22 protein-coding genes are annotated in these 24,079 nt (G+C 40.1%); 9 read left to right on the plus strand and 13 right to left on the minus strand.

Annotated elements, in window-relative coordinates; translation table 11 throughout:
* Nucleotides 1-3: 3 nt before the first annotated feature.
* The 4 genes from ACQY4U_RS19980 to ACQY4U_RS19995 form a co-directional block, all read right to left on the minus strand.
* Entirely contained in the window at nucleotides 4-2,637 is a 2,634-nt protein-coding gene (locus ACQY4U_RS19980; protein ID WP_428331223.1) for a carboxypeptidase regulatory-like domain-containing protein, read from the minus strand.
* Between the two features lie 206 nt (nucleotides 2,638-2,843).
* The gene (locus tag ACQY4U_RS19985; protein ID WP_428331224.1) at nucleotides 2,844-4,100 is read right to left on the minus strand and encodes an aspartate kinase; all 1,257 of its coding nucleotides are present in this window, start codon (nucleotides 4,098-4,100) and stop codon (nucleotides 2,844-2,846) included.
* 66 nt (nucleotides 4,101-4,166) lie between these two features.
* A complete protein-coding gene (locus ACQY4U_RS19990; protein WP_428331225.1) occupies nucleotides 4,167-4,625 on the minus strand; it encodes an N-acetyltransferase family protein in 459 nt (152 codons plus the stop codon).
* 56 nt (nucleotides 4,626-4,681) lie between these two features.
* Nucleotides 4,682-5,371 (minus strand): YggS family pyridoxal phosphate-dependent enzyme, encoded by a 690-nt coding sequence (locus ACQY4U_RS19995; RefSeq protein WP_428331226.1) that lies wholly within the window; start codon nucleotides 5,369-5,371, stop codon nucleotides 4,682-4,684.
* A gap of 42 nt (nucleotides 5,372-5,413) precedes the next feature.
* On the opposite strand from ACQY4U_RS19995, the gene ACQY4U_RS20000 reads away from it, so the two are divergent.
* From ACQY4U_RS20000 to ACQY4U_RS20010, 3 genes are read left to right on the plus strand one after another with little or no spacing between them, the layout of a single operon-like run.
* Nucleotides 5,414-5,815 carry a DUF4296 domain-containing protein gene (locus tag ACQY4U_RS20000; RefSeq protein ID WP_428331227.1) on the plus strand — a complete coding sequence of 134 codons (402 nt, stop codon included), beginning with the start codon at nucleotides 5,414-5,416 and terminating at the stop codon, nucleotides 5,813-5,815.
* Nucleotides 5,799-8,156, plus strand: coding sequence for an endonuclease MutS2 (locus ACQY4U_RS20005; RefSeq protein ID WP_428331228.1), 2,358 nt, complete (start codon nucleotides 5,799-5,801; stop codon nucleotides 8,154-8,156). The genes ACQY4U_RS20000 and ACQY4U_RS20005 overlap by 17 nt, the downstream gene beginning before the upstream one ends.
* 13 nt (nucleotides 8,157-8,169) lie before the next feature.
* A complete protein-coding gene (locus ACQY4U_RS20010) occupies nucleotides 8,170-9,246 on the plus strand; it encodes an SGNH/GDSL hydrolase family protein (protein WP_428331229.1) in 1,077 nt (358 codons plus the stop codon).
* 3 nt (nucleotides 9,247-9,249) lie between these two features.
* Here the strand turns inward: ACQY4U_RS20010 and ACQY4U_RS20015 are convergent, their stop codons facing one another.
* Nucleotides 9,250-9,810, minus strand: a complete 561-nt coding sequence (locus ACQY4U_RS20015; RefSeq protein ID WP_428331230.1) for a hypothetical protein — start codon at nucleotides 9,808-9,810, stop codon at nucleotides 9,250-9,252.
* Between the two features lie 195 nt (nucleotides 9,811-10,005).
* On the opposite strand from ACQY4U_RS20015, the gene ACQY4U_RS20020 reads away from it, so the two are divergent.
* Together ACQY4U_RS20020 and ACQY4U_RS20025 are read left to right on the plus strand one after the other, a co-directional pair.
* Nucleotides 10,006-10,701 (plus strand): CoA transferase subunit A, encoded by a 696-nt coding sequence (locus tag ACQY4U_RS20020; RefSeq protein WP_428331231.1) that lies wholly within the window; start codon nucleotides 10,006-10,008, stop codon nucleotides 10,699-10,701.
* Nucleotides 10,702-10,749: 48 nt separating this feature from the next.
* The gene (locus tag ACQY4U_RS20025; RefSeq protein WP_428331232.1) at nucleotides 10,750-11,406 is read left to right on the plus strand and encodes a 3-oxoacid CoA-transferase subunit B; all 657 of its coding nucleotides are present in this window, start codon (nucleotides 10,750-10,752) and stop codon (nucleotides 11,404-11,406) included.
* Between the two features lie 39 nt (nucleotides 11,407-11,445).
* On the opposite strand, the gene ACQY4U_RS20030 is transcribed toward ACQY4U_RS20025, so the two are convergent.
* From ACQY4U_RS20030 to ACQY4U_RS20040, 3 genes are read right to left on the minus strand one after another with little or no spacing between them, the layout of a single operon-like run.
* The gene (locus tag ACQY4U_RS20030; protein ID WP_428331233.1) at nucleotides 11,446-12,081 is read right to left on the minus strand and encodes a uridine kinase family protein; all 636 of its coding nucleotides are present in this window, start codon (nucleotides 12,079-12,081) and stop codon (nucleotides 11,446-11,448) included.
* Complete coding sequence (locus ACQY4U_RS20035) at nucleotides 12,074-13,183, minus strand: LysM peptidoglycan-binding domain-containing protein (protein ID WP_428331234.1); 1,110 nt, start codon at nucleotides 13,181-13,183, stop codon at nucleotides 12,074-12,076. Before ACQY4U_RS20035 ends, ACQY4U_RS20030 begins: the two co-directional genes overlap by 8 nt.
* Nucleotides 13,184-13,204: 21 nt before the next feature.
* Nucleotides 13,205-13,963 carry a DUF4905 domain-containing protein gene (locus ACQY4U_RS20040; RefSeq protein WP_428331235.1) on the minus strand — a complete coding sequence of 253 codons (759 nt, stop codon included), beginning with the start codon at nucleotides 13,961-13,963 and terminating at the stop codon, nucleotides 13,205-13,207.
* A gap of 105 nt (nucleotides 13,964-14,068) precedes the next feature.
* Between ACQY4U_RS20040 and ACQY4U_RS20045 the strand changes: the two genes are divergently transcribed.
* From ACQY4U_RS20045 to ACQY4U_RS20060, 4 genes are all read left to right on the plus strand, one after another.
* A complete protein-coding gene (locus ACQY4U_RS20045; protein WP_428331236.1) occupies nucleotides 14,069-14,548 on the plus strand; it encodes a Dps family protein in 480 nt (159 codons plus the stop codon).
* 194 nt (nucleotides 14,549-14,742) lie between these two features.
* The gene (proS, locus tag ACQY4U_RS20050; RefSeq protein ID WP_428331237.1) at nucleotides 14,743-16,215 is read left to right on the plus strand and encodes a proline--tRNA ligase; all 1,473 of its coding nucleotides are present in this window, start codon (nucleotides 14,743-14,745) and stop codon (nucleotides 16,213-16,215) included.
* A gap of 77 nt (nucleotides 16,216-16,292) precedes the next feature.
* Nucleotides 16,293-17,432, plus strand: coding sequence for a cystathionine gamma-synthase (locus tag ACQY4U_RS20055; RefSeq protein WP_428331238.1), 1,140 nt, complete (start codon nucleotides 16,293-16,295; stop codon nucleotides 17,430-17,432).
* 34 nt (nucleotides 17,433-17,466) lie between these two features.
* The gene (locus ACQY4U_RS20060) at nucleotides 17,467-18,327 is read left to right on the plus strand and encodes a TIGR02757 family protein (RefSeq protein ID WP_428331239.1); all 861 of its coding nucleotides are present in this window, start codon (nucleotides 17,467-17,469) and stop codon (nucleotides 18,325-18,327) included.
* Nucleotides 18,328-18,346: 19 nt separating this feature from the next.
* On the opposite strand, the gene ACQY4U_RS20065 is transcribed toward ACQY4U_RS20060, so the two are convergent.
* The 5 genes from ACQY4U_RS20065 to ACQY4U_RS20085 all read right to left on the minus strand — a co-directional run bounded on the left by ACQY4U_RS20065 (nucleotide 18,347) and on the right by ACQY4U_RS20085 (nucleotide 24,079).
* Nucleotides 18,347-18,637, minus strand: coding sequence for a CHC2 zinc finger domain-containing protein (locus ACQY4U_RS20065; protein ID WP_428331240.1), 291 nt, complete (start codon nucleotides 18,635-18,637; stop codon nucleotides 18,347-18,349).
* Nucleotides 18,638-18,714: 77 nt separating this feature from the next.
* On the minus strand, nucleotides 18,715-19,236 hold the full coding sequence (locus ACQY4U_RS20070) for an HdeD family acid-resistance protein (RefSeq protein ID WP_428331241.1): 522 nt from the start codon (nucleotides 19,234-19,236) through the stop codon (nucleotides 18,715-18,717).
* 110 nt (nucleotides 19,237-19,346) lie between these two features.
* Complete coding sequence (locus tag ACQY4U_RS20075) at nucleotides 19,347-20,990, minus strand: FMN-binding glutamate synthase family protein (RefSeq protein ID WP_428331242.1); 1,644 nt, start codon at nucleotides 20,988-20,990, stop codon at nucleotides 19,347-19,349.
* A gap of 161 nt (nucleotides 20,991-21,151) precedes the next feature.
* Nucleotides 21,152-22,444 carry a YdcF family protein gene (locus tag ACQY4U_RS20080; protein ID WP_428331243.1) on the minus strand — a complete coding sequence of 431 codons (1,293 nt, stop codon included), beginning with the start codon at nucleotides 22,442-22,444 and terminating at the stop codon, nucleotides 21,152-21,154.
* 102 nt (nucleotides 22,445-22,546) lie between these two features.
* On the minus strand, nucleotides 22,547-24,079 hold the full coding sequence (locus ACQY4U_RS20085) for a RagB/SusD family nutrient uptake outer membrane protein (RefSeq protein WP_428331244.1): 1,533 nt from the start codon (nucleotides 24,077-24,079) through the stop codon (nucleotides 22,547-22,549).

Below are 24,079 nucleotides of genomic sequence, written 5' to 3' on the forward strand. Positions count from 1 at the left end.
TTATTATTTAACAGTGTACCTGAAAAGTTGGCGACCAATGTTACCATCCTTGTCTATACCCTCAATAATGGCGCGATAAGTGCCTTTACCATCAGCATTAAAAAACTCAACTGATGTTGTACCGGTTGTTTTATCGGTTGATATATTGGGGTTCCAGTAAATAGTACTGCGGGTATCTATCTGGTTTGGCTGTGTTTCTCTCGGGCCGCTATATCTTGGCAAATAAAATGCTCTTTTTATTTCATATCCCTTAGGCGCAAAAGTAAGCTCGTTTTTTAGCGGGATCATATCCTTTAACTGCTGTAGCGAGATTTTGGTCGACTCAATTTTTTTCATGTTCACAACCAAAGCGCCATTACTGTTATTTGCGCTGTTTACTAGCCCTAAATCATCCTTTAAAAACACCTCTACTGATTCAATGCTCATCGGGCTTATGTTATCCAGGTAATTAGCATCAACAGGCATACCTTTAACAAAAACCTGTACAGGAACTTTCTTCCCCTGGTTGTAATCTCGCATTACATAAAAGTTTCCCTGGTCATATATCATACCCATTGCCATGCCTTTTATACAATCAAGGGCATTGTTGCCGCAGTTTGTTAGCATATTGGTAGTTATCATGTGATCTGGCTGGCTGCCTAAGCTCGATGTATTGCTGTAATCGCTATGGCTGGCAGTTTTTACGATTCGTTTATCTTTAATTACCACCTCCTTTAATACGTGCGCATAGCTGTAGTGAAGTTTACTGTTTTGCATGTACGAGCTTAGCGTACTATCAATATTTATGATCTCATCGGGCGTGTTCGGGTTTACAGCAATACGCTGGTTTGGATCACCATCAACGGTTAGTACCAGGTCACTTGCTCGTGGATTATTCCGGGCGCTTAAATTTAGCTGGGTTGAATCTGAAAATACCAGGTTTGAAAACCTGAAACGGCCATCAGCATCAGTTATTGTGTTTTCTGAATAGTGTTTATCCTTAATCAGTAATCCAACGTTACCACGGTTAACTGGTATGCCGTTTGATGCTCTTAATGTACCTGTTAATACAATGCCTTGCTCCGGTAAAAAGCTGATTGCCGGATATTTATCATTTAATATACCTTCGTAATTAAACCTGCGGTATCCCTGTGTTTGCAGCAAAATGTCAAGGTCTGCACGCTTCTTATCATCCGGCTGATTAAAGTAGTAGTTTGGTTTTTCAATATATCCTGCAATATCGGCAGTTAACAGCAAATTTGTTAAAATGGTGCTTTCGGAATTTTCATCAAAAGGTACTTTTGAATCATCAATTACAGTCATAGAGAAATTACCATCTACCGGAGCACCGTTAAATTTGGCTATAACATTTAGTTTAACTTTTTGCCTGGTATTGTAGGTAGGATGCTCGCTTGCTATTGATAGGTTTAACTGATCATTATGCTGTATAAAAGCTATGCGCTCACTTAAAGGCTCACCATCTTCGGTAAACAGGGTTACTTGTACAATACCGGTTGGGAATTTATTTTTTGGGATAGATGAACTGTAAAACTGGCTCTCTAATTTTGTTTGTGCTGCAAAACAAATAACGCCTGCTGATTTTGCAAGTATAAAAAATGTTTTACCCTGGTAGTCTTTCAAAAATGCAGCATCAGCCTGTAGCTTTACCTTAAGGTTATCAGGATCGGTATTGTCAATGCCCAGGGCTATTGCATCATTAAACACTTTAGGCAGATCGGCCGTAGTTGTTGATCCATCTGCAAATGTTACGTTGGCCGTATAAGTTTTTCCTGCTTCGGGTGTAAAATCAAATACCCCCATCCCCAAATGTGACGAACTGAATTCAGCCGCTACCTTATTGGTATTATCGGTAATGGTTCCTTTAACATCAATACCTAAACCTGTTGATTTTGTGGCTTTAAAAGCAATTTTTGATTTTAAGCCCGTTATCAACTGCCCGCCTTCAGCAAAAAATTGAAAATCATTGGGTTTTGCAATTGATTTTAACGGAAAGATAGCACCGCCCTGCCGTCTATCGCCCTTGTCAATAGTTGTTATCAGGGTGGCAGAATCAAGCGTGTAGTTTTTGGGATTATAAAAGCTAATATCAATAAAGCCGTTTTTATCGGTATTGCCTTTGCCTTTCATAATATCCTCAAAATCCCGTTGAACGGTCCACGTTACTTTTTTATCGGCATACGGTTCGCCCTTGTCATTTTTATAATAGATGCCTGCCGATATTTTAGATGTTTTACTGACTACGGACCTTTTTAAAGAGATCTGCGTAGCCATATCGCTGTTTATAATATCGCCAATGGTAATGTTTTTGTTGAAGAAATAGGCTACATCCGAGTTATTCATCCAATTGGTATAGGCAACTACCCTGTAATTACCTTTTTTAAAGCTGTATTGTGAAAGCGGAATATCGGCCCATGCCACACCATTTTTTACAGGAAGTTTTAAGGTTTGTACCAATGAATCGTGAGCGGCAAGTATATCAACATAAATAATTTTGCTTATAGGCGATAACAAGTGCTGATCCATTGTTAAATAAGCCTTAAACCATATCGTATCGCCAACGGCATAATAGGGCTTATCAAAATGCAGGTAAACCCTTTCAATCGGGTAATCATTATAAAGCTTAGCCGTTTTAGTCATTATTTTATTTAAAACGGGATCCACATTTTGTGCGGATGCACTTAAGGAAAAGAGAATTAAAAACAGGGAGGAGATAAAAATGGTCTTTAAAGATCTCATGAAATTAGATTAAGACGAATTGTATAGGGCTAAGATAGCCCATTACGGTTTAAATACGCAGAAATGCCTGCCAGTTTAACATATTTTTACACTTGCCAACAGCAATGTTACTTAACAACCAATTGTATGGTGTTACGGCTTACCTGCTCAAGCAATATGGTTTTGCCATCGGTTAACTCTTTTAACGATGCAGGTGAATAATGGCGTACCGTAATTAAGGTAAGCCCCTGGTTATATTTAACCCTAAAACTTTGATTTAAGCCGTTTAAAAGCTTTTTAAACCTGTCCTCAAAAAGATCAATACAAACCGTAAAGCTCAGAGCCGATGTTTGCATCATGTTAACCTTAACCTGGCTTTTTGCAAATAAGCCGAAGATACCGCTTAAATGATCTTCGGAAATAAAGGAATAATCTTTGGCTGATATGGAAAGTAATACCTGGTTTTGTTTAAGGATGATAACGGGCTTCTCAAACTTATTGATGCCATTTTCTTTAATCACTGTTCCAGCTTCGCCGGGGTTTGTGAATGGTTTTACCAGCAATGGTATGTTGGCATTTTGAAGTGGTTTTATAGTTTTTGGGTGAATTACACTGGCACCATAATAGGTCATTTCAATAGCTTCGGAGTAGGAGAGTTCATCAAACTTAACGGTATCCTCAAAAAATTTGGGATCTGCGTTTAATATCCCCGGTACATCTTTCCAGGTAGTAACCGATTCGGCATCCAGGCACGATGCAATGATTGATGCCGTATAATCAGAGCCCTCGCGGCCTAAGGTGGTGGTGAAGTTTTCAGATGTGCCGCCTAAAAAGCCTTGCGTTACTACAATACCTTTTTGTAGTAGCGAAGGTATATCCTTATTAATACTTTCTTTTGTTTTATCCCATTGTACCACACCTTCGCGGTAAGTATTATCTGTGTGAATATATCCACGCACATCAAGCCACTGGCTATTTAAACCTGCTTTATTTAAATAGGCATTAACTATCCGTGTTGATACCAGCTCACCGATGGATACAATCTGATCATAAATAAAGTCGTAATCATCATGCGGCTCTTCTTCAATCATCCAGTCAATTTCAACAAAGCTATTGGCTACATCATTAAATATAGGGTTTGATGGCTCAAAAAGCTCCTCAATTATAGTATAATGATATTTTTTAATGTCGTTAAAAATATCATGAACATCCTCATCCTGGTCTACATAGGACTTAGTGAGTTTTTCAAGCGCGTTGGTGGTTTTACCCATTGCCGAAACTACGATCAGTAATTGATTGCCCTGGTACTGCTTAACAACGTTGGCAAGGTTAACTATGCCGCTTGCATCTTTTACCGATGCACCTCCGAATTTAAAAACAAGCATTATTTATATATTGTGCTACAGGTATTTTGGCTGTAGTAATGATTTAATTTGTTGGTTAAGCTATTCTTAAAGCTGTTCTTTTGATAATGATGCATTAAGCCAGCCTGCTTCCATATTGGCTTCGTACTTTTTATAAAAGTTAATTGCCGGTTCGTTCCAGTCAAGCACCTGCCAGGTCATTCCGCTAAAGCCTAATTCTTTGGCTTCAACAATTAATTGGTCAAATAATAGTTTTCCAATACCTTGTCCGCGTACGGCTTCGGTAACTATCAGATCTTCCAGGTACATACGGCTGCCTTTCCATGTCGAATACCTGATGTAGTACAAAGCAAAACCTGCAATTATTCCATCAGCCTCAACCACAAATGCTTTCCATACAGGCTTGGCCCCAAAACCGGCTTCTTCAAATTCATTCAGTGTAACGGTAACTTGTTCCGGAGCTTTTTCATAAAGTGCAAGCTCCTTAATCAGTTCCATTAAACGCGGGCAATCTTCTCTTTTAGCTACTCTTAAATTTAAATTCATTTTATAATTTTTGTTTATTGAGTAACCATTAGTTCTGCTCAATTATAAACCTGTTATTAATTGTTTTTGAAATGCTTTATAATTCGCTTGCCAAAAATAGTACTGCCTAAACGTACCATATTACTGCCCTGTTCAATAGCTAATTTATAGTCGGACGACATGCCCATCGATAAGGTGTCAAAAGCAGTATCTTTTCTAAAAAAGCTTTGTTTCATACCATCAAAAAACGTCCGGAGTTCGTAATATTCGTCCTTTATCTGTTTTTCATTATCGGTATTGGTAGCAATACCCATTAAACCACGTATGCAGATGTTTTTTAAGGCTGCTATTTCTTCTGAGCGTATTAGCTCAATTGCTTCGTCAAAACCCAAACCATATTTGGTTTCTTCATCAGCAATATAGATCTGTAAAAGGCAATCAATAACCCGCTTATTCTTTTCGGCATGTTTATTTATTTCCTGCAACAGCTTCAGGCTGTCAACAGATTGTATCATGCTGATAAATGGGGCAATGTATTTTACCTTGTTACTTTGCAGGTGGCCTATCAGGTGCCATTTAATATCTTTGGGTAGCTGTTCGTATTTTTCAACTAATTCCTGTACCATGTTTTCGCCAAACAAACGCTGGCCTGCATCGTAAGCCTCCTGCAGCTCTTCGGCAGGTTTGGTTTTTGATACGGCAATTAATGTTACGTTTATTGGTACAGTTTCTTTTTTTAAGCTTTTGATGTTCTCTGCAATGCTCATTTATCCGTAAATTTGCTTAATAATAAGCCGCTAAATTACAGAATGCGTAAATATATCACCTTGTTTTTTTCAGTATTGATTTTTTTATACTCATGTAAGAGTAATAAAGCACCTGATGGCGTTATCGATCACGATAAAATGGTTAGGTTACTGACCGAAGTTCATATCGTTGATGGCAGGTTGTATGGCGTTTTGCAATCGCAGGATAGTATTAATAAATACAGCACGGGCAAGTACGATCTCTTGTTTAAAAGATTCAATACCGATTCCACCCATTTTATAAAAAGCTTTAAATACTACGCTACCCAGCCCACAGAGTTGCAGGTTATGTATGATACAATAATGATTCGCCTAAAAAAGAAAACAGATTCATTAAACAAAGTGCAGCTCAAAAAAACAGATTCTACCAATAAATCCCGCTCAAAAAATGCTTTACCCCAATAATAGCGCCGATAAGCTGGGTTTTACCGAAGTTAAGGAATTAATTAAAGAACATTGCCTGAGTGAAATGGGCCAGCAAATGGTTGATAAAATTCAGGTAATGAATAATTACGACCAGATTCGTAAGTTTCTATACCAGGCAAATGAGTTTAAAAATATACTGGTAAATGATGCGGCTTTGCCTATCCATCATTTTTTCGACATTAAATCACTGGCCAACAAAGCTAAAATTGAAGGCACATTTTTAAGCGAAGAAGAGTTTTACCAGGTACAGGCATCATTAACCACTGTTTTTGCTGTTATTGGTTACTTTAACGAACGCGAAGGCCAATACCCCAACCTGGAAGCTTTATTTGAGCACCTGCCGATAGAAAAGGCGATTCTTAAAAAGATTGACCTGATTATTGATCCGAAAGGAAAGATAAGGCCCAATGCTTCGCGTGATCTTGCCGAAATAACATCAGGAATAGCCAAAGCTGAACAGGAAGCCCGCAAAAAGATTGATCAGGTATTTAAAAGTGCAGCAGGTAATGGTTGGACAGCCGACGGCTCACTAACCATTCGCGATGGCCGGTTGTGTATCCCTTTATTAGCCGAAAATAAACGTAAGCTTAAAGGTTTTATACATGATGAATCTGCATCGGGTCAAACGGTTTATATGGAGCCCGAGGAGGTTTTTACCCTGAATAACAGAATCCGCGATTTAGAGTTTGAACGCAGGCGCGAGATCATAAAAATATTAACTGCTTTAACTGACGAATTGAGGCCCTATGTGCCGCTTTTACTATCGTACCACAGTTTGTTAACCAAGCTTGATTTTGTACGGGCCAAGGCGTTATTCGCTATTGACGTGGAGGGTGAAATGCCCGAAGTGGTGAACGAGGCCAAGCTAAAACTGACCAATGCGCGTCATCCTTTATTGTTTTTAAATTTTAAAAAAGAGCAAAAAACGGTTGTGCCGCTCAACGTTCATATTGATGAGGGTACCCGTATCATTGTTGTATCTGGGCCCAACGCAGGTGGTAAATCTGTTTGTATGAAAACGGTTGGTCTTTTACAAATGATGGTGCAGGCAGGTTTACTGATCCCGGCTGCAGAATCAAGTATAGTGGGTGTTTTTAAACAACTTTTTGTTGATATTGGTGACGACCAGTCTATTGAAAGTGATTTAAGTACTTATAGTGCCCATCTATCAAAAATGAAAAATTTTGTAGAGCAGGCCAATGGGAAAACACTGATTCTGATAGATGAGTTTGGTACAGGTACCGACCCGCAGTTTGGCGGCCCGATAGCCGAAGCCGTTTTAGAAACCTTGAACCATAAAAAGGTTAAGGGTATGGTTACCACACACTACTCAAACCTTAAAATATTTGCCAGCCATACCGAAGGTATAGAGAATGCATCTATGCTTTTTAATAATGTGGAGATGAAGCCGCTTTACATGCTCGAAGTTGGTAAACCCGGTAGCTCATATGCGTTTGAGATCGCCCAAAAAATCGGTTTGCCTCAAAATGTGCTTAATCTTGCAAAAAACAAAGTAAGCGCCGGGCAAAAAAAGGTGGATACCCTATTAGTTGACCTTGAGCGTGAAAAGAAAGAGATCTTCGATACCAAACTCAAGTTAGATAAACAGCAAAGGCAGGTAAATACTCTGCTTGCTGAAAATGAAACTCTAAAAAGTTATTTAGAAGAGAATAAAAAGGCTTTAATAAGGGATGCTAAAGATCAGGCTAAAAACATTATTTTAAATGCCAACAAGTTGGTTGAAAACACCATATCCGAAATTAAGAGTAGCAACGCCGATAAAGAAAAGACCCGTAGCCTGCGCGAAAACCTGAACGTTGAACTTCAAAAAAATACTGTAAAACCAATAGTTGCCAAACCTGCCGCAACAGATGAGGAATTAAAACCTGGCGACTGGGTTAAACTTATTGACAGCGAAACCACAGGACAGGTTATTGAACTGATAAAAGATAACGTAGTAATTGCCATTGGCGATTTGCGTACGGTAGCTAAAAAGAAAAGGGTTGTTAAGGTTGCAAAATCAACCGTGCCAAAAGAGATAAGGAAAAGCTTTAACCATACGGGCGATGTTGCCAGCTTTAGCCCTGAAATTGATGTAAGGGGAATGCGTACCGAAGACGCTTTAAGCAATATTGAACGTTTATTTGATCGCGCCTTAATGATGGGTTTTGGTAACCTGAAAATTATTCATGGCAAGGGCGATGGTATTTTGCGTAAAATGATCAGGCAATACCTTAAAAAATATGACCAGGTTGACCGCATGGAAGACGAGCATTTAGACCGAGGCGGCGACGGAATTACTTATGTATATTTTAAATAATCAATAAATTAATATGCGTTTCAAATACCTTATTATCATTTATTTTTTTCTGACAGCTTTTAGTTGTAAAGCTCAAACTATAATTAATTATAATGATAACCATATTCATTATATGGGGCGCATTGCTATGAGAGATGACGCTGCTGAGCTATCATGGTCTGCCAGTTCAATAAAAATTAATTTTGAAGGCACGGGCGTGAGTGTTGTTTTAAAAGATGAAAGAGCCGATAATAATTATAACGTAATTGTTGATGGTAAGGTAATAAGTGTGCTTCACCCGGAAAACGGGAAAAAGGAATATGAGCTTGTAGCTGGGTTGCCAAAAGGTAAACACAGTTTAGAGTTATTTAAGCGTACCGAATGGGCAATGGGTAAAACATGGTTTTACCAGTTTGAGCTTGAAAATAAAGGTAAAATATTGGCGGCCCCGGCTACTAAAAAACGAAAGATTGAATTTTTTGGTAATTCTATTTCATGCGGATATGCTGATGAAGATACCACCGGGCAGGACAGGGGCACAAGCGCTTACGAAAACGGATATATCAGCTATGCAGCGCTAACCGCAAGGCATTATAATGCCGAGCTTCATAATACATCAAAAAGTGGGATAGGTGTAACTGTAAGCTGGTTCCCGATGGTAATGCCTGAGATGTACGACCGCCTTGATGCAACTGACCCAAACAGTAAGTGGGATTTTTCAAAGTATACGCCCGATCTGGTGGTTATCAACCTGTTTCAAAATGATGCGTGGATAGTAAATTTGCATGATAATGAACAGTTTAAAGCGCGGTTCGGCAATACGCCACCAACTACCGACTTTATAATAAATGCCTACGCTAATTTTGTAAAAAACATACGGGCTAAATACCCCAAAGCACATATCCTTTGCATCTTAGGTAGTATGGATGCCACTAAAGCAGGTTCACCATGGCCGGGATATATTGATAAGGCTGTTGCGGGCCTAAACGATAAAAACGTCTACACGCATTTTATCCCTTATAAAAACACCAACGGGCACCCAAGCGCTAAAGAGCAGCAAGCTATGGCAAACGACCTGATTACTTACATTGATAAAAACATAGCCTGGTAAAGGCTATGTTTCTAAATGATTCTCCTCGTCATCTTCATCTTCATCTTCGCCAACTTTTTGTTGATCCGGTAATTCATTAGGTCCGGGGATATTAACCTCGTCATCATGATAGGTGTTGCCTTTATGCGGGCGGTCATTTTCTCCGTCGCCACGTTCAACTTTTTCAGGTTTTGGCTCCCCGCTATTCCAGTTAGCGTAGGCTTGGGCTTTGTTATAATCTGGCTCGCCTTCCTGCGCTTTATCTTTAAAATTACTGTTTTCGGGATGCTCTTCAGATGGTTCGGTACGTGCCAGGTAAGCATTTGAGTAGCCAGCATTTTGCGAAGGATTGTTTTTATCATCCCCTGCAGGTGTGTTGCTACTTTTACCAAAGTTGTGTCCACCCATTCCCTGGCCTTCCATAACCGGCTTCATATTGTTTTCACTCTTGCCATAAAGGTTTCTTTCCAGGTTTTTTTCTTTTAAACCCTTTTCATCTTCCACCCGCCATGCCTTGGGTTTATCTTCGTCCTGGTTTGAATAATTATCCTTGTCATCCAAACCGTCTTCATTATTAATTGCCATATTATTTATTGATGATGTATAATTAATAAGGCTTCAATTTTATAATTGTTTCATTTATTTTGTTGTGGTTGAGTACTATTGCTGCAAGATAAAAAGGCTACTTTATTTTATTTGCTGAATAAAAGGAAAAGTATGTGCTATATCCTGCCGTCTATCCACAAAAAGAACTAATTTTACCGCAACCAATTATTGAAAATGAACAAAATAGTTAGTGGAGCTGATGAAGCTATCCATGATATTAAGGATGGTATGACCTTAATGATGGGTGGGTTTGGCATGTGCGGATTACCCGAAAATTGTATTGCGGCACTTGTACGCAAAGGCACAAAGGAACTTACCTGTATATCAAATAATGCCGGGGTTGATGATTTTGGTATCGGCCTGATGCTAAAGCAAAGGCAGGTGAAAAAAATGATTTCATCGTATGTTGGTGAAAATGCCGAGTTCGAGCGGCAGTTGCTCAGCGGCGAACTGGAAGTTGAACTAATTCCGCAGGGAACATTAGCCACCCGCTGCCTGGCGGCAGGCTATGGTATGCCCGCAATTTTTACCCCTGCCGGGGTAGGTACAGAGGTATCCATAGGTAAGGAGATCAGGAATTTTAACGGCAAGGATTATTTAATGGAAATGGCCTTTGAGGCTGATTTTGCTATTGTAAAAGCCTGGAAAGGTGATTCGATGGGGAATTTAGTTTTCCGTGCCACGGCCCGTAATTTTAATGCCGTTATGGCAACCGCCGGAAAGATCACCATTGCCGAGGTTGAGCATTTGGTTGAACCAGGTGAGCTTGACCCAGATCATATCCATACACCGGGAATTTATGTGCACCGGATATTTCAGGGTGTGGATTACGAGAAACGAATTGAACAGCGCACCGTAAGAAAGAGGTAACTTAAAAAGGTAATCCCTTAAAGTTGATAGTGATAATATTATAGAAAGATGCTTGATAAAGAAGGTATAGCGAAACGAATTGCAAAGGAAATTAAAGACGGATATTATGTTAACCTTGGTATTGGCATCCCTACGCTGGTGGCTAACTACATCACCGAAAATATAGATGTGGTGCTGCAGTCAGAAAATGGCTTATTAGGTATGGGGCCGTTCCCGCTTGAGGGCGAAGAAGATGCCGACCTGATAAATGCCGGTAAACAAACCATTACCATGCTGCCCGGTTCAGCTATATTTGATTCGGCCATGAGCTTTGGAATGATAAGGGCCAAAAAAGTAAACCTTACCATCTTAGGGGCGATGGAAGTATCAGAAAATGGTGATATAGCCAACTGGAAAATCCCCGGTAAAATGGTAAAGGGAATGGGCGGTGCTATGGATTTAGTGGCTTCGGCCGAGAATATTATTGTAGCCATGCAGCATGTTAACCGTGCAGGTGAATCAAAATTATTACCCAACTGCACCCTGCCATTAACAGGTGTAAATTGCGTTAAAAAAATTGTTACAGAATTAGCCGTGCTTGATGTATTACCCGGTGGCGGTTTTAAATTATTGGAGCGTGCACCCGGTGTAAGCGTCGAAGAAATTAAAAATGCCACAGCTGGCAAACTGATTATTGAGGGAGAAATACCAGAGATGGTTATTTAGAAATATATCAAGTTCAGTATTGTATTACTGACCTTGATGTTAACTTAATACATTACCGCGCAAATTCTTTGAAATCTCTTCGGTAATACAGATAATATCATCCGCCACGTGCGAGTTGTTTACAATTACTTCGTCACACTCATCCCTATAGGGTAATAAATACTCCTGGTAAGCGGGTACAACATGGTTCATCCATTTGTACATCACATCATCGTGCGAATAACCGCGCTCCAAAAGGTCGCGCTTAAGGCGGCGTTGCAGGGCAATCTCATCATCGGCCTCAATAAATATTTTAAGGTCAAGCGTTTCGGCTATTTTTTTAAAGTGCAGGATAAATAAACCTTCAACTATCAGGATAGGTGCGGGTTTTATTTCCAGCATCTTGGGGATAGCATCAGGATTATTAAACGTGTATTCTTTTTTAAGGATAGCCTGCCCGCTCATCAGCTTATCAATATCATCCTCAAAATGCTGGTGATCAATAGTGCCTGGCAGGTCGAAATTATAAAGCTTATTCTCCTCTTTGGTCATGTTATGTGCCACGGGAATATAATAGTCGTCCTGCGATACAAGGCTCACCTCATGCTCAGCAAAATGCTCTAAAAAACATTTCAGAAAAAACGTTTTGCCAGAACCGCTTCCCCCGGCAATACCAATAATATACGGTTTATTCATTCGGGCTACCGTAGCTGATAATTACATGAAAACGCTTATCTAAAGCACCTAACGAGTCGGCAACGTTTTTAGTCATCACGATAATAACGTCTTTGGTCGATTCATTGTCAGTAAACCTGCCAACTACCTTTGCAAAGGTGGTGCGATTGGTCATTGGGTTAGTGATCTTTACCACAGTTCCAATAGGAGCGGTGCGGTGCAGCACTAATTTTTTATTAGGATCAAGGCTGGTATCATCAATCCAGGTGGCTACACCTTTTTCATTTTTCTCGTATAAGCCAAAACGGTTTGCATTTAAGTGTTTTTCGGCATTGCTGCTATCTAAAGCAGGTGTTTTAATAACAGAATCGTGTTTGGCAACCTGGTCGTTATTTGCAACAGGTGCTTGTTGCTGAGGCTGTGGCTGGGCCGGTTGAGGCGTAGCCGCTCCCGATCTAACAGTTAATAACTGACCCGGGGTTAAATTGGTTGAGGTAAGGCTATTCAGCTTGGTTAAATCATCAACCGTAGTGTTAAATCTTTTTGAGATAGCGTATAAAGTTTCGCCGGCAGATACTTTATACTGCATGGTTGGCGAGGTATTCTCCTGTGGTACTTGCTGTACCGGTTGCGCAGGCAATTGTACCTGCACCGGTTTTTGAACTGCACGCTCCGGGGTTGATTCTTGCTGTTCAGCAGGTTCAGGGTTTTCTGATTGTTCTTTATGCTTGTGCTTTTTCTCTTCTTTGGCTTCCTTAGCTTCCTGTGCAAGGCGTTCTTTCTTTTCCTTCTTGGTTTCCTTTTTCTCAGGCTTTTCAGCTACTTCCTTAGTTTTTTCCTTTTTGGATGATGTTTTTTTATAAGGCTGATCGGTTGGTACCTCAACAATGGCACCTATCGACAGCGTTTCTTTTTTACTGTCGTTAAACTTCATTAAAGTTTGCGGCTTTATGTTGTAACGCCTTCCTATAGAATAATAGGTATCCTTGGCTTTAACTTTAAATAATATCAGTTTTTTACCGTCGTTGTTTTTAACACCAATTGAATCAATTAAAGGCTTGGCAGCAAGCGATAAGGAGAGGGTGAATAACGATAGGGTGATCAATAAAATCTTAAATCTCATAACTAAATCTGGATCAATAATTTATAGGGCTAAAACTTTTAGCTCGGTTGTGTTTTTAATATAAATCAAGCGGTTTTTGTGCAATATAAACGCTTCGGGTTGCATTTTTTGTATATCTGTATTTAACAAATCCTCGTAAACTCTGTTCACCCCGTCAAAAATATAAATTGCCTGAAATAACTGCCCTGCTTTTAACGCGTGCAAAGATACAATTCTGAAATTATTGTATTCAAGGTAATGTATCATATTTCCATAAGGATGTATGGATAATAAACCATAAGGTAAAAGTTCTTCGGTAATAACCGCCGGCACTATTACGCTATTTTTCATATCCATATAAACAGACGGTTCATAGATACGGGTTGTTGCACCGGTTTTAATATCTGCTAAAAATAATTTCCGGGGTTGTACACGTGCATCATATAAAACGGGCCCGTTAACTGATAAATGATCAAAAGAATAGCTGTAATTGCTCCAGAGTGTTTCGGTAGTCATGGCATCTACAGCCATTAGGCCTTTATGTGTGGGCCCGGTTTCTGATTGGTAATAATGCAATAGCAGTACACCATTGTGGGCTGCTTCAATGCCGGTAAGCCAGCGCTCGGGCGTGTCCAGGTTTTTAAGAAGGGTTAAACCGGTGTTTAAATCAAGGGCAGCAAACTGAACTTTTTTTTCTTCATTATTGCGGATCTCAACAAAAAGTATTTCGCTTAGCTCGTCAATTTCCATGCGCCAGATGGCCCCGCTGAATTGCTCGCTGATATGTGGCGACAGTGTCATAATGCGTACAAATATGAGTATAAATAACCGTGAATTGTTAAATTTGAACTATCACAACAACAAACAAATATGAACATGTTTGTTGTTGCTAAAACAATTATTATCATGAAAGCAGATAAAATAAGTCTTAAAGAATCAAAAGAAAAACCGGTTGTTGATCATTTAAATGAGTTATTAGCTAATTACCACATCTATTACCAAAAAGTACGCGGCTGCCATTGGAATGTTAAAGGCAAAAGCTTTTTTACCTTACACGTAAAGTTTGAAGAACTGTATACCGAAGCCCTTGCCAATATTGATGAACTTGCCGAAAGGATATTAACCCTTGGTAAAGCACCATACAGCACGTTTGGTGATTATATCAAAAAATCTGAATTAAAGGAAATTGATACTATCGGCCTAAAGGATACAACAATGGTTAAAGCTATTATTGATGATATAGCAACTTTAATTAAGCTGGAACGCGATATTTTAGAGATCACCGCTGATGCAGGCGATGATGGTACAAACGATATGATTAACCGCTTTATGCAGTTTAAAGAAAAAAATACCTGGATGCTGCGCTCATTTGTAAATGAAGACTAAGTAGTTTATAATCAAGCTATAAACAAAGCCCCGTTTAAAATTAAGCGGGGCTTTTTATTGCTTTTATGGCCTGTATTAATTTAATAATTCGGGTAAATCTTAAAATCGGTTAAATGATGGCTCATACAGCTTAAAATTTATAAATTTGAAGGCTGTAAATATTGCAGTATACGTTAATCTATCCAAAAAATAATATGAGTAAAGGGGTTGTAAGTAAAGACGAAGATTATTCACAATGGTATAATGACCTGGTGATAAAAGCCGACATGGCCGAGTATTCGCCGGTAAAGGGTTGTATGATCATTAAACCTTATGGTTATTCTATCTGGGAAAAAATGCAGGCTACGTTAGATGTTATGTTTAAAGAAACAGGACACAGCAATGCTTATTTCCCGCTGTTTATACCAAAGTCTTTCTTTTCAAAAGAAGCCAGTCACGTTGATGGTTTTGCTAAAGAGTGTGCCGTTGTAACGCATTATCGTTTAAAAAATGATGGTAATGGAAATATAGTGGTTGATGAAGATGCAAAGCTGGAAGAAGAACTGATCGTTCGCCCAACATCCGAAACTATTATCTGGAACACTTATAAAGGTTGGATCCAGTCATACCGCGACTTACCTATTTTGGTTAACCAATGGGCTAACGTTGTACGCTGGGAAATGCGTACCCGTTTGTTTTTGCGTACAACCGAGTTTTTATGGCAGGAAGGCCATACGGCACACGCTACCGCCGAAGAGGCAATAATTGAAACCGAGCAAATGCTTAATGTTTATGCTGATTTTGTGGAGAACTGGCTGGCATTACCCGTTGTGCGTGGTAAAAAAACGGCTAATGAGCGTTTTGCAGGCGCTTTGGATACCTATTGTATTGAGGCATTGATGCAGGATGGTAAAGCTTTACAGGCAGGTACATCTCACTTTTTAGGACAGAATTTTGCCAAAGCATTTGATGTTAAATTTACTAACCGCGAAAATAAGCTTGATTATGTTTGGGCAACCTCATGGGGCGTATCAACCCGTTTAATTGGGGCCCTCATCATGGCGCACTCTGATGATGCTGGCTTGGTATTGCCACCAAAATTAGCACCGATCCAAGTTGTAGCTGTGCCTATTTACAAGCACCAGGAAGAACTGGATAACATTTCGGCTTATATAGCTGAGCTTACCAAAGAGTTAAAAGCTAAAGGTATCTCTATCAAGTTTGATAAACGTGATACCCACCGCCCCGGAGCTAAGTTTGCCGAATACGAGTTAAAAGGTGTTCCTTTACGTGTTGCCATTGGCAGCCGTGATATGCAAAACGGTACTGTTGAACTGGCCCGCCGTGATACCAAAACTAAAGAAACTGTAAACCAGGAAGGCTTAGCTGCACATATTGAGCAGTTGTTAGAAGAGATCCAAAATAACATTTACCAAAAAGCTTTAAACTTTAAAACTGCTAACACTACCGAAGTTGATAGCTATGATGAGTTTAAAAGATTGTTAGATGAGCAACCTGGCTTTATATCAGCCCATTGGGATGGTACCTCAGAAACTGAGCAACAAATAAAAGACGAAACAAAAGCGACAATCCGTTGCATCCCTTTGGATAATAAGCAGGAAGCAGGCAAATGTATTTTAACCGGGAAACCATCAACACAAAGGGTGTTGTTTGCAAGGGCTTATTAATAAAGTGTTTCTAAAAGATCAGGATAATTAAGAACTGAATTTAAATAAAATCACCCATTTAAGGGTTAAGAGCTAATATGAAATTCGCAACCAAAGCTATACACGCAGGGCAGGAGCCCGATCCTACTACAGGAGCGGTGATGACACCGATATACCAGACATCCACCTACTGGCAAAAATCGCCAGGCGATAATAAGGGTTATGAGTACTCGCGTGGTACCAATCCAACCCGTAAGGCTTTGGAAAACTGTTTGGCTGCATTGGAAAATGCTGAATTTGGTCTTGCCTTTTCGAGCGGAATGGGTGCAACTGATGCAGTGATGAAACTGTTACAGCCCGGTGATGAAGTAATTACCGGTAATGATCTGTATGGCGGTTCGTACCGTATTTTTACCAAGGTATTTGCCAATTATGGGATCAAGTTTCATTTTCTTAACCTGTCAGATCCCGAAATTATCCGTCAGTATGCCAATGAAAATACCAAACTGATCTGGATTGAAACGCCTACTAATCCAACCATGCAGATTGTTGATATAGAGGCAATAGCCACCATCAGCAAAGAGAAAAATATTCTATTGGCTGTTGATAATACCTTTGCATCACCGTACCTGCAAAACCCGATTGATTTGGGTGCCGATATTGTAATGCACTCGGTAACCAAATACATTGGAGGCCACTCCGATGTAGTTATGGGTGCCCTGATGTTGAATAACGAAGAGCTTTATAAAAGACTTTGGTTTATATATAATGCCTGTGGTGCAACCCCGGGCCCTATGGATAGCTTTTTGGTATTACGTGGTATAAAAACCCTGCATTTACGTATGAAAGCACATTGCGAAAATGGCCGAATAATAGCCGAATACTTAAAAACGCATCCTAAGGTTGATAAAATATACTGGCCGGGCTTTACCGATCATCCTAATCATGAAGTTGCTAAAAAGCAGATGCGTGATTTTGGTGGTATGATCTCTATCACCCTAAAAGATGCCGACTTGCAGGAAACCTTTCGCATAGCTTCATCATTTAAGGTGTTTGCTCTGGCCGAATCATTAGGCGGTGTGGAATCATTGATTAACCATCCCGTTAGCATGACGCATGGATCAATTCCAAAAGCGGAGCGCGAAAAAGTTGGTGTAGTTGATAACCTGCTACGTTTAAGCGTAGGGGTAGAGGATGTGGATGATCTGTTAGATGATTTGAAACAAGCGCTGGCTTAACTAATCTTCTGTAAAGAAGATTTTAAATTCCGGAATGTTAAAAGATGATTTTCAAAAGCTCCCCTTCCAGGGGACCGGGGAGATAAAAACTTTCCTCGATTCAAAAGTAATTCAATATAACCGGCCCGATTTTATAACAAACGACCCTGTTTCAATTCCTCACTTGTTTACCCAACAGCAGGATATTGAAATAATGGGTTTGTGGGCGGCTGTGCTGGCATGGGGGCAGCGGGTAACTATCATTAATAAATGCCGGGAACTAATCACCCTGATGGATGGCGCGCCTTATGATTTTATCATCAACCATCAGGAGCCTGATCTGAAAAAGCTGCTGTATTTTAAGCACCGCACTTTTAATGATATTGATACCCTTTACTTTATCTCATTTTTCAGGTATCATTACGAAAGTCATGAGTCATTAGAATCTGCATTTTTGCCCGGCGAAACCAATACAAGCGCAACGCTTATCAGTAAAAATAATGATTTAGAAGATGCGCCGGAGCCCATCGAAAAATACCTGAACCATTTCAGGAACTATTTTTTTTCATTGCCCGATTTTCCGCATCGTACAAAAAAACATATCTCCTCACCATCACAAAAATCAACCTGCAAGCGCTTAAATATGTTTTTACGCTGGATGGTAAGAGATGATAAATGCGGGGTTGATTTCGGGATCTGGAAGCAGATTAAACCATCTGAACTGATTTGCCCTTGTGATCTGCATGTTGACCGTGTGGCCCGCAGGTTAAACCTGATAACCCGCAAACAAACCGACTGGCAAACAGCCGTAGAACTTACCCAGGGCCTTCGGCAGTTTGATCCTAATGATCCTGTAAAGTATGATTTTGCTTTATTTGGGTTAGGGATTGAAGAAAGATGGGGCGTACAGTTTTAGATATTATTTAAAGTCGCTGTTAGGCAGCATCACTAATGCCAAACTGTTTGGCAAGTATATTTACCGCCTCGTCACGGCTCTTACCTTCTAAAGTCATAATAAACTCGATAGGTCCACCTTCTTTACCACAGCCAAAGCATTTGTAAATATTTTTGGCTGGCGATACCATAAATGAATCAGAATTATCAGTATGAAATGGGCAGCTGCCTTTTAAAATACGGCGCCCTTCCTGTAATATTAAATATTTTGAAATGATCTTTACCAGGTCGGCATTGGCCTGAATTTTTGAAACAATACTATCTGCAGACATTTATGCAACAAACATACAAAAACCAATCAGCAGTCGCCAAAAGGTATTGATGATATATTGAAAATTATTAGCAGCTGCTATTTAAGCCGGTAACCCAGCCAAACATTCATTAGCCCGGTAATAATAAATGCAATAGCTATAAATATAATAATGGTCAATGAGCCAAATACGGCGTTAAATATAATCATCAGCGCAAAAATTATATTTAGTACGGCACCTATAGTTAGCAATACGGAACCACCAGTGATACGCGAAAAACTGAACAATGAAATACCGCGGAACAAGAACCAGAAACCAACAATAATACGCAGAATAGCCACACTGGTAGCTACATGACCCATTAAAACAATGCCGAGGATAATATCAACAATACCCAGCATCAGGTGCCATGAGCGGCTGCCTGCATCCTTGTCGCGCACTACGCGCAACAACTCGGTTACACCTGCTAACAGGATAATTAAGCCGAATACAAAACCGAGGGCCACAAAGCTGGTAGCAGGATTAGCTACCATATAAATGCCAACTAAAATGAATAAAGCACCCCTTAAAACAAATACCCACCAGTGGCGGATACTACGGTCGACAGATAACAAGTTCATAGATATTAATTTTTCTTATTAACTGATAGCTGTGCCTAATGTTTTACCTGCAAAAAAAATATCTGCCGGAATCTAATACCTGGGTTTTTGTATCGTTTTAAACTGATAGATTATTTCCCTGAGTAAGCACTTGAGTCTTCAATTTGCACTGACGATACTTTATTATAATCGGGCATAAAGGTTGTAGAGCCGCTGATAGCCATATCCATTTCAAAACTGAGCGGATATGGTGTGGCTAACAAGCTTCCTTTAGGAATATAAGGGAACAGCTGGGCATAAGTTTGTATTTCGCTGTGGCTGATGCGCCTGTAAATAAACATACGGTGCATATCGCAGGGATGTTTTAAACCTGCTGCGCCTGTCATTTGCACGGCACTACTAATGGTTTGCCTGTGAAAATTGGCTACCCTTACTTTTTTATCTTCAACAACCAAGCCCTTCATCAGGCTCTTATCCTGCGTGGCAACACCGGTAGGGCAGGTATTGGCATTACACTCAAGGGCCTGGATGCAGCCAAGGGCAAACATCATTCCGCGGGCACTGTTACACATATCCGCACCCAAGGCAAAGTTCTTTACCAAATCAAAACCGGTAGCCACTTTACCAGAGGCTATAATCCTGATGTGTTTTTTAAGATCAAAGCCTGTTAAGGCATCATAAACAAAAGCCAGTGCTTCTCTCAATGGCATACCTACCGAGTTTGAAAACTCCAAAGGTGCAGCACCTGTACCGCCTTCGCCGCCATCAACCGTAATAAAATCCGGGTAGATCTTGGTTTCTTTCATGGCCTTGCAGATAGCTAAAAACTCGCTTTTATGGCCTAAACATAGTTTAAAACCTGTGGGTTTGCCACCAGACAGTCCGCGAAGTTTTTTAATGAACTGCATAAGTTCAAGCGGAGTGCTAAAAGCAGTATGATAGGGCGGCGAGATTACATCTTCGCCCATTTCCACCAACCTGATCCGCGCAATTTCGGGCGTTACCTTTGCTGCCGGTAAAATACCGCCATGCCCCGGTTTGGCACCTTGTGAAAGTTTAACCTCAATCATTTTAACTTGCGGCAATGCGGCTCTTTGTGCAAATGCATCAAAATCAATTGTGCCATCCTTGTGGCGGCAGCTAAAATAACCAGTACCTATTTGCCATATAATATCGCCGCCTTGCTGTAAATGGTAATCGCTTAAGCCACCTTCGCCGGTGTTGTGTGCAAAGTTGCCGATTTTGGCACCTCCGTTTAAAGCTAAAATTGCATTTTCACTTAATGAGCCAAAGCTCATGGCCGATATATTAAAGATACTTGCCGAATAAGGCTGCGTGCAATCGGGGCCGCCTACCTTTACTCTTGGCGATAAATTAAGCTGATCGTGCGCAATAGCGGCTATGCTATGGTTTAACCATTCATATCCGTTTTGATAAACATCCAGTTCCGTACCAAATGGGCGGGTATCATCAACCATTTTGGCCCGCTGATAAATAACACTACGGTTTTGGCGGTTAAATGGCGTGCCGTCAACATCGCTTTCAATAAAATACTGGTATATTTTTGGCCTCAGGTCTTCCATCACAAACCTTAAGTGCCCAAAAACAGGGAAATTGCGCACTATGCTGTGTTTCTTCTGGAAAAGATCATAAATGCCCACAATAAAAATAGGGCCGAAAATAAGGAACGACCATACTGCCGGCCTCCATAAAAAGCTCCAGCCAACAAGCAGGGCTAAAATAATAACAGTTGAAATAATGAAAAGCTTACGCATGGCTCAGTGTTTTTGTAAAACTAAAAAATATGATGAACAGCAGAGTAATTACACAGTTATTTTAAATTGGGATGATTATGCGATTGCTAAAACCTAATTAACAGCAAAAGATCCTGCAATACATTACATGATCTTTTTACATTTGTTTTTGTATTGAAATACTATGGGTCCAATGGATCAAGCGGATCCATGTGCAGACTTTCATAAACAGGATAAAAAACAACATCGTGGTTTGAGATACTTTTTTTACCGCTGTAAGGTACGTAACCTAAATCGTGCAGGTTCCTGGCGTCAAATGTATCGCTCATGGCATAATCGTGCTGGCTTTTGCTGGTTACAAATAAATCGGGTTTATTTGTTGGGATACCATAACGTATCATCAGCCGGTCGGCATTCCTTATGTTAGTAGTAGTGTGGCGGGCATGCGGATCAATAATAATAGCATCTTCAGGGATACCAAATTTAGTAATCAGGTATTTTTTCATTTCAATAGCTTCGCAATAAGGCCCCCTGAAAGGATAGCAATAACCACCGCTGGTAATAATAAACGGAGCCATTCCTTTCAGATAACGCATTGCCGCCAAGTCACAATGAATCTTATTATCCGGGCTGATAGGAGTGGTAAACAACTCCGGGCCGTTGCCCGGTATCACGATTGCTGCATAAGGATATTTGCTCCATTGGGTCAACTTTATTTTACTGATGGCTTTTTTATTATCCTTTTGTTCCATTGGCTCAAAACGAGCAGGTTCATCACGGTCATTAGCATCCATCAGGTGCAGTGCTACGGCGAGCGATGGCTGGTAGAACAATTTCATACCATCACTTTGCTCATCAAGCAAGCCAAACATATCCTTCAAAACGGTGCGGTAGTAGCGGCTGCTAACCACATAGCTTGCTGAATCAATCCGTGGAAAACGCATTTTTTTACCAAGGCCGAACTGATCAATTATATAGTTGACACCATAAATGTATTGACCCCATGCGTGTAAAAGCAGATCGGCATTGCTCATGCCTGCAAAACGCTGGTAATATCCTGATGGTCGCAGGTGGTTATTGATCAGCAGGTCAAAATCTGAACGATGTGCATTATATAACGAGGTGAGGATTTGCGCAATTTGAACGGAATCTTCTTTACTATATTTAAAGCCGCCAACCAATGATAATGGTTTGGTGCAGGTATCGGCAACGTGGGCTTTAAGTATAGATAACCGTGCAGCAAAAAACTGTTTCAGGCTGGCATCATCAGCTATAAGTTGTTTGATTTTTGGCGATTGATCAATTACCGTTAACAGGTAAAAGTTTTTATCGGCCACTAAATTATCCGAGTGCAAAAAATGATAGTTTTTATCATAACCGGCGGTTGGCTTAACCTGTGCAGCCAGTTTATTACAAAATGTTAGGATAAGGCACGTGATCAATAATGCCGGACGTAGGTTTTTTAAATTTTTCATAGTTTAAATGGTACCTGTAAACTTGCAGTGTAAAATAAGCACTTGTTTTTATATCTATTAAAAAGGGAGCTTTTAAAGCTCCCTTTTTAATTTGACGGATTATTAATAACCCGGATTTTGATACATTTTTACCGGGTTAAGCTTATACTCATTAAACGGTATTGGATAATACCTGTCTTTAGTAGTAAAGTTTCCTAACAGGGCCAAACCAAAGTTAGACTGGCTTTTGGCATGGAAATAAGTTACCAGTTCATCAGTAGTAAAAAAGCGAAGAAGATCAAACCAGCGGTGGTGCTCAAACGCTAATTCAACACGTCGTTCATGCAATATAGCTAATTTAAGAGTTGGAAAATTAGCACTGTAGGCCGGAGTTTGTGACGAAACTTCGTAGGTAGGCATTCCGGCTCTGGCACGTACCATATCCAGGTATTGTATAGCTGCGGTATTATTACCCAGGTACATGTTTACTTCTGATAGCATCAGGATAACATCAGCATAGCGCATTAATATCCAATCGTTACCTCCATAGCCATTGATACCTGCAGAACTGCTTGCATCCCTGAATTTGGTTACAAACCAATCTTTTACCGTTGGATCATTAGCATATTTAATTGAAAAAGTACTGCGGGCATCATTGGTTTCGTACTCGTTCACCAAATCATGTGTTACGTTATCACCAACGCTTGATGATGGTTTTTGCGAATCAATGGTTTCGCCTTTTGCCTGGCTGTTTGCTGCAATGCCCGAGCTATAAATAGGATCACCCTGTTTGTTTACAATCTGCCAGATCAATTCAGGACAGGTTGATTTTTTGGTCACATCAAAAACATCGGTATAAGGAATATCCTTAAGGTTGGCAAACGTTTTTAGATTATAAGCTGCAGTAAGATAAGTTAAGGCGCTGTTAAGATTAGCGGTTTTATTGCTTTGATCTCCGGTTGTAGCCATAGTTAAATAAACCTGGCCCAATAAAGTGTTTACAGCAGCTAATGATAAACGGCCAATTGTACCTGTTGATTGTGTTGCCGGTAAAGGGCTGTTTACCGCATCCTTTAAATCGCTTACTATTTGTCCGTAAACTGTAGCCTGCGGGGTACGGAAGGTGTTGGCTGTAACTTGTGCAGCTGTGGTAAGCTGTGTGGTTACCAATGGTACATCTCCCCATTGGCGTACTAAATGGAAATAGATAAGCGCGCGTATAGCTTCTGCCTCGGCTTTGTATTGCTGTTTGGTGTTTGCGCTTGCAAAATTAACTTTGTCAATATTTGATAATACTACGTTGCAATCGGCAATTACGGTGTACATAGCAAGCCAGTGGGCATAAAGGTAACTGTTGGTAGGAATTAATGAAAAGTTATTGAACTGAAATGGTTCGCCTGCGTTAGACTGGTTATCATTTGTGCCTGTATCGTCAGAGCGCTGATCTGTCCAAAGGTCACTGCCCTCGCCAATGGTATTACCACTTCTTAAAGCTGAATAACAGCCGTTAACAGCAAGCAATACATCATTTTCGCTTCTGAAATAGTTGGTTACCGCGATGGAATCCGGATCGTTTTGCTGTAGAAAATCTTTTTTACATGAGCCTAAAACCATTAAGGTAATAAGGCTGATTAAGGTGATATATTTATTTTTCAT

It is taken from the genome of Mucilaginibacter sp. (assembly GCF_965277465.1).
Classification (GTDB): Bacteria; Bacteroidota; Bacteroidia; order Sphingobacteriales; family Sphingobacteriaceae; genus Mucilaginibacter.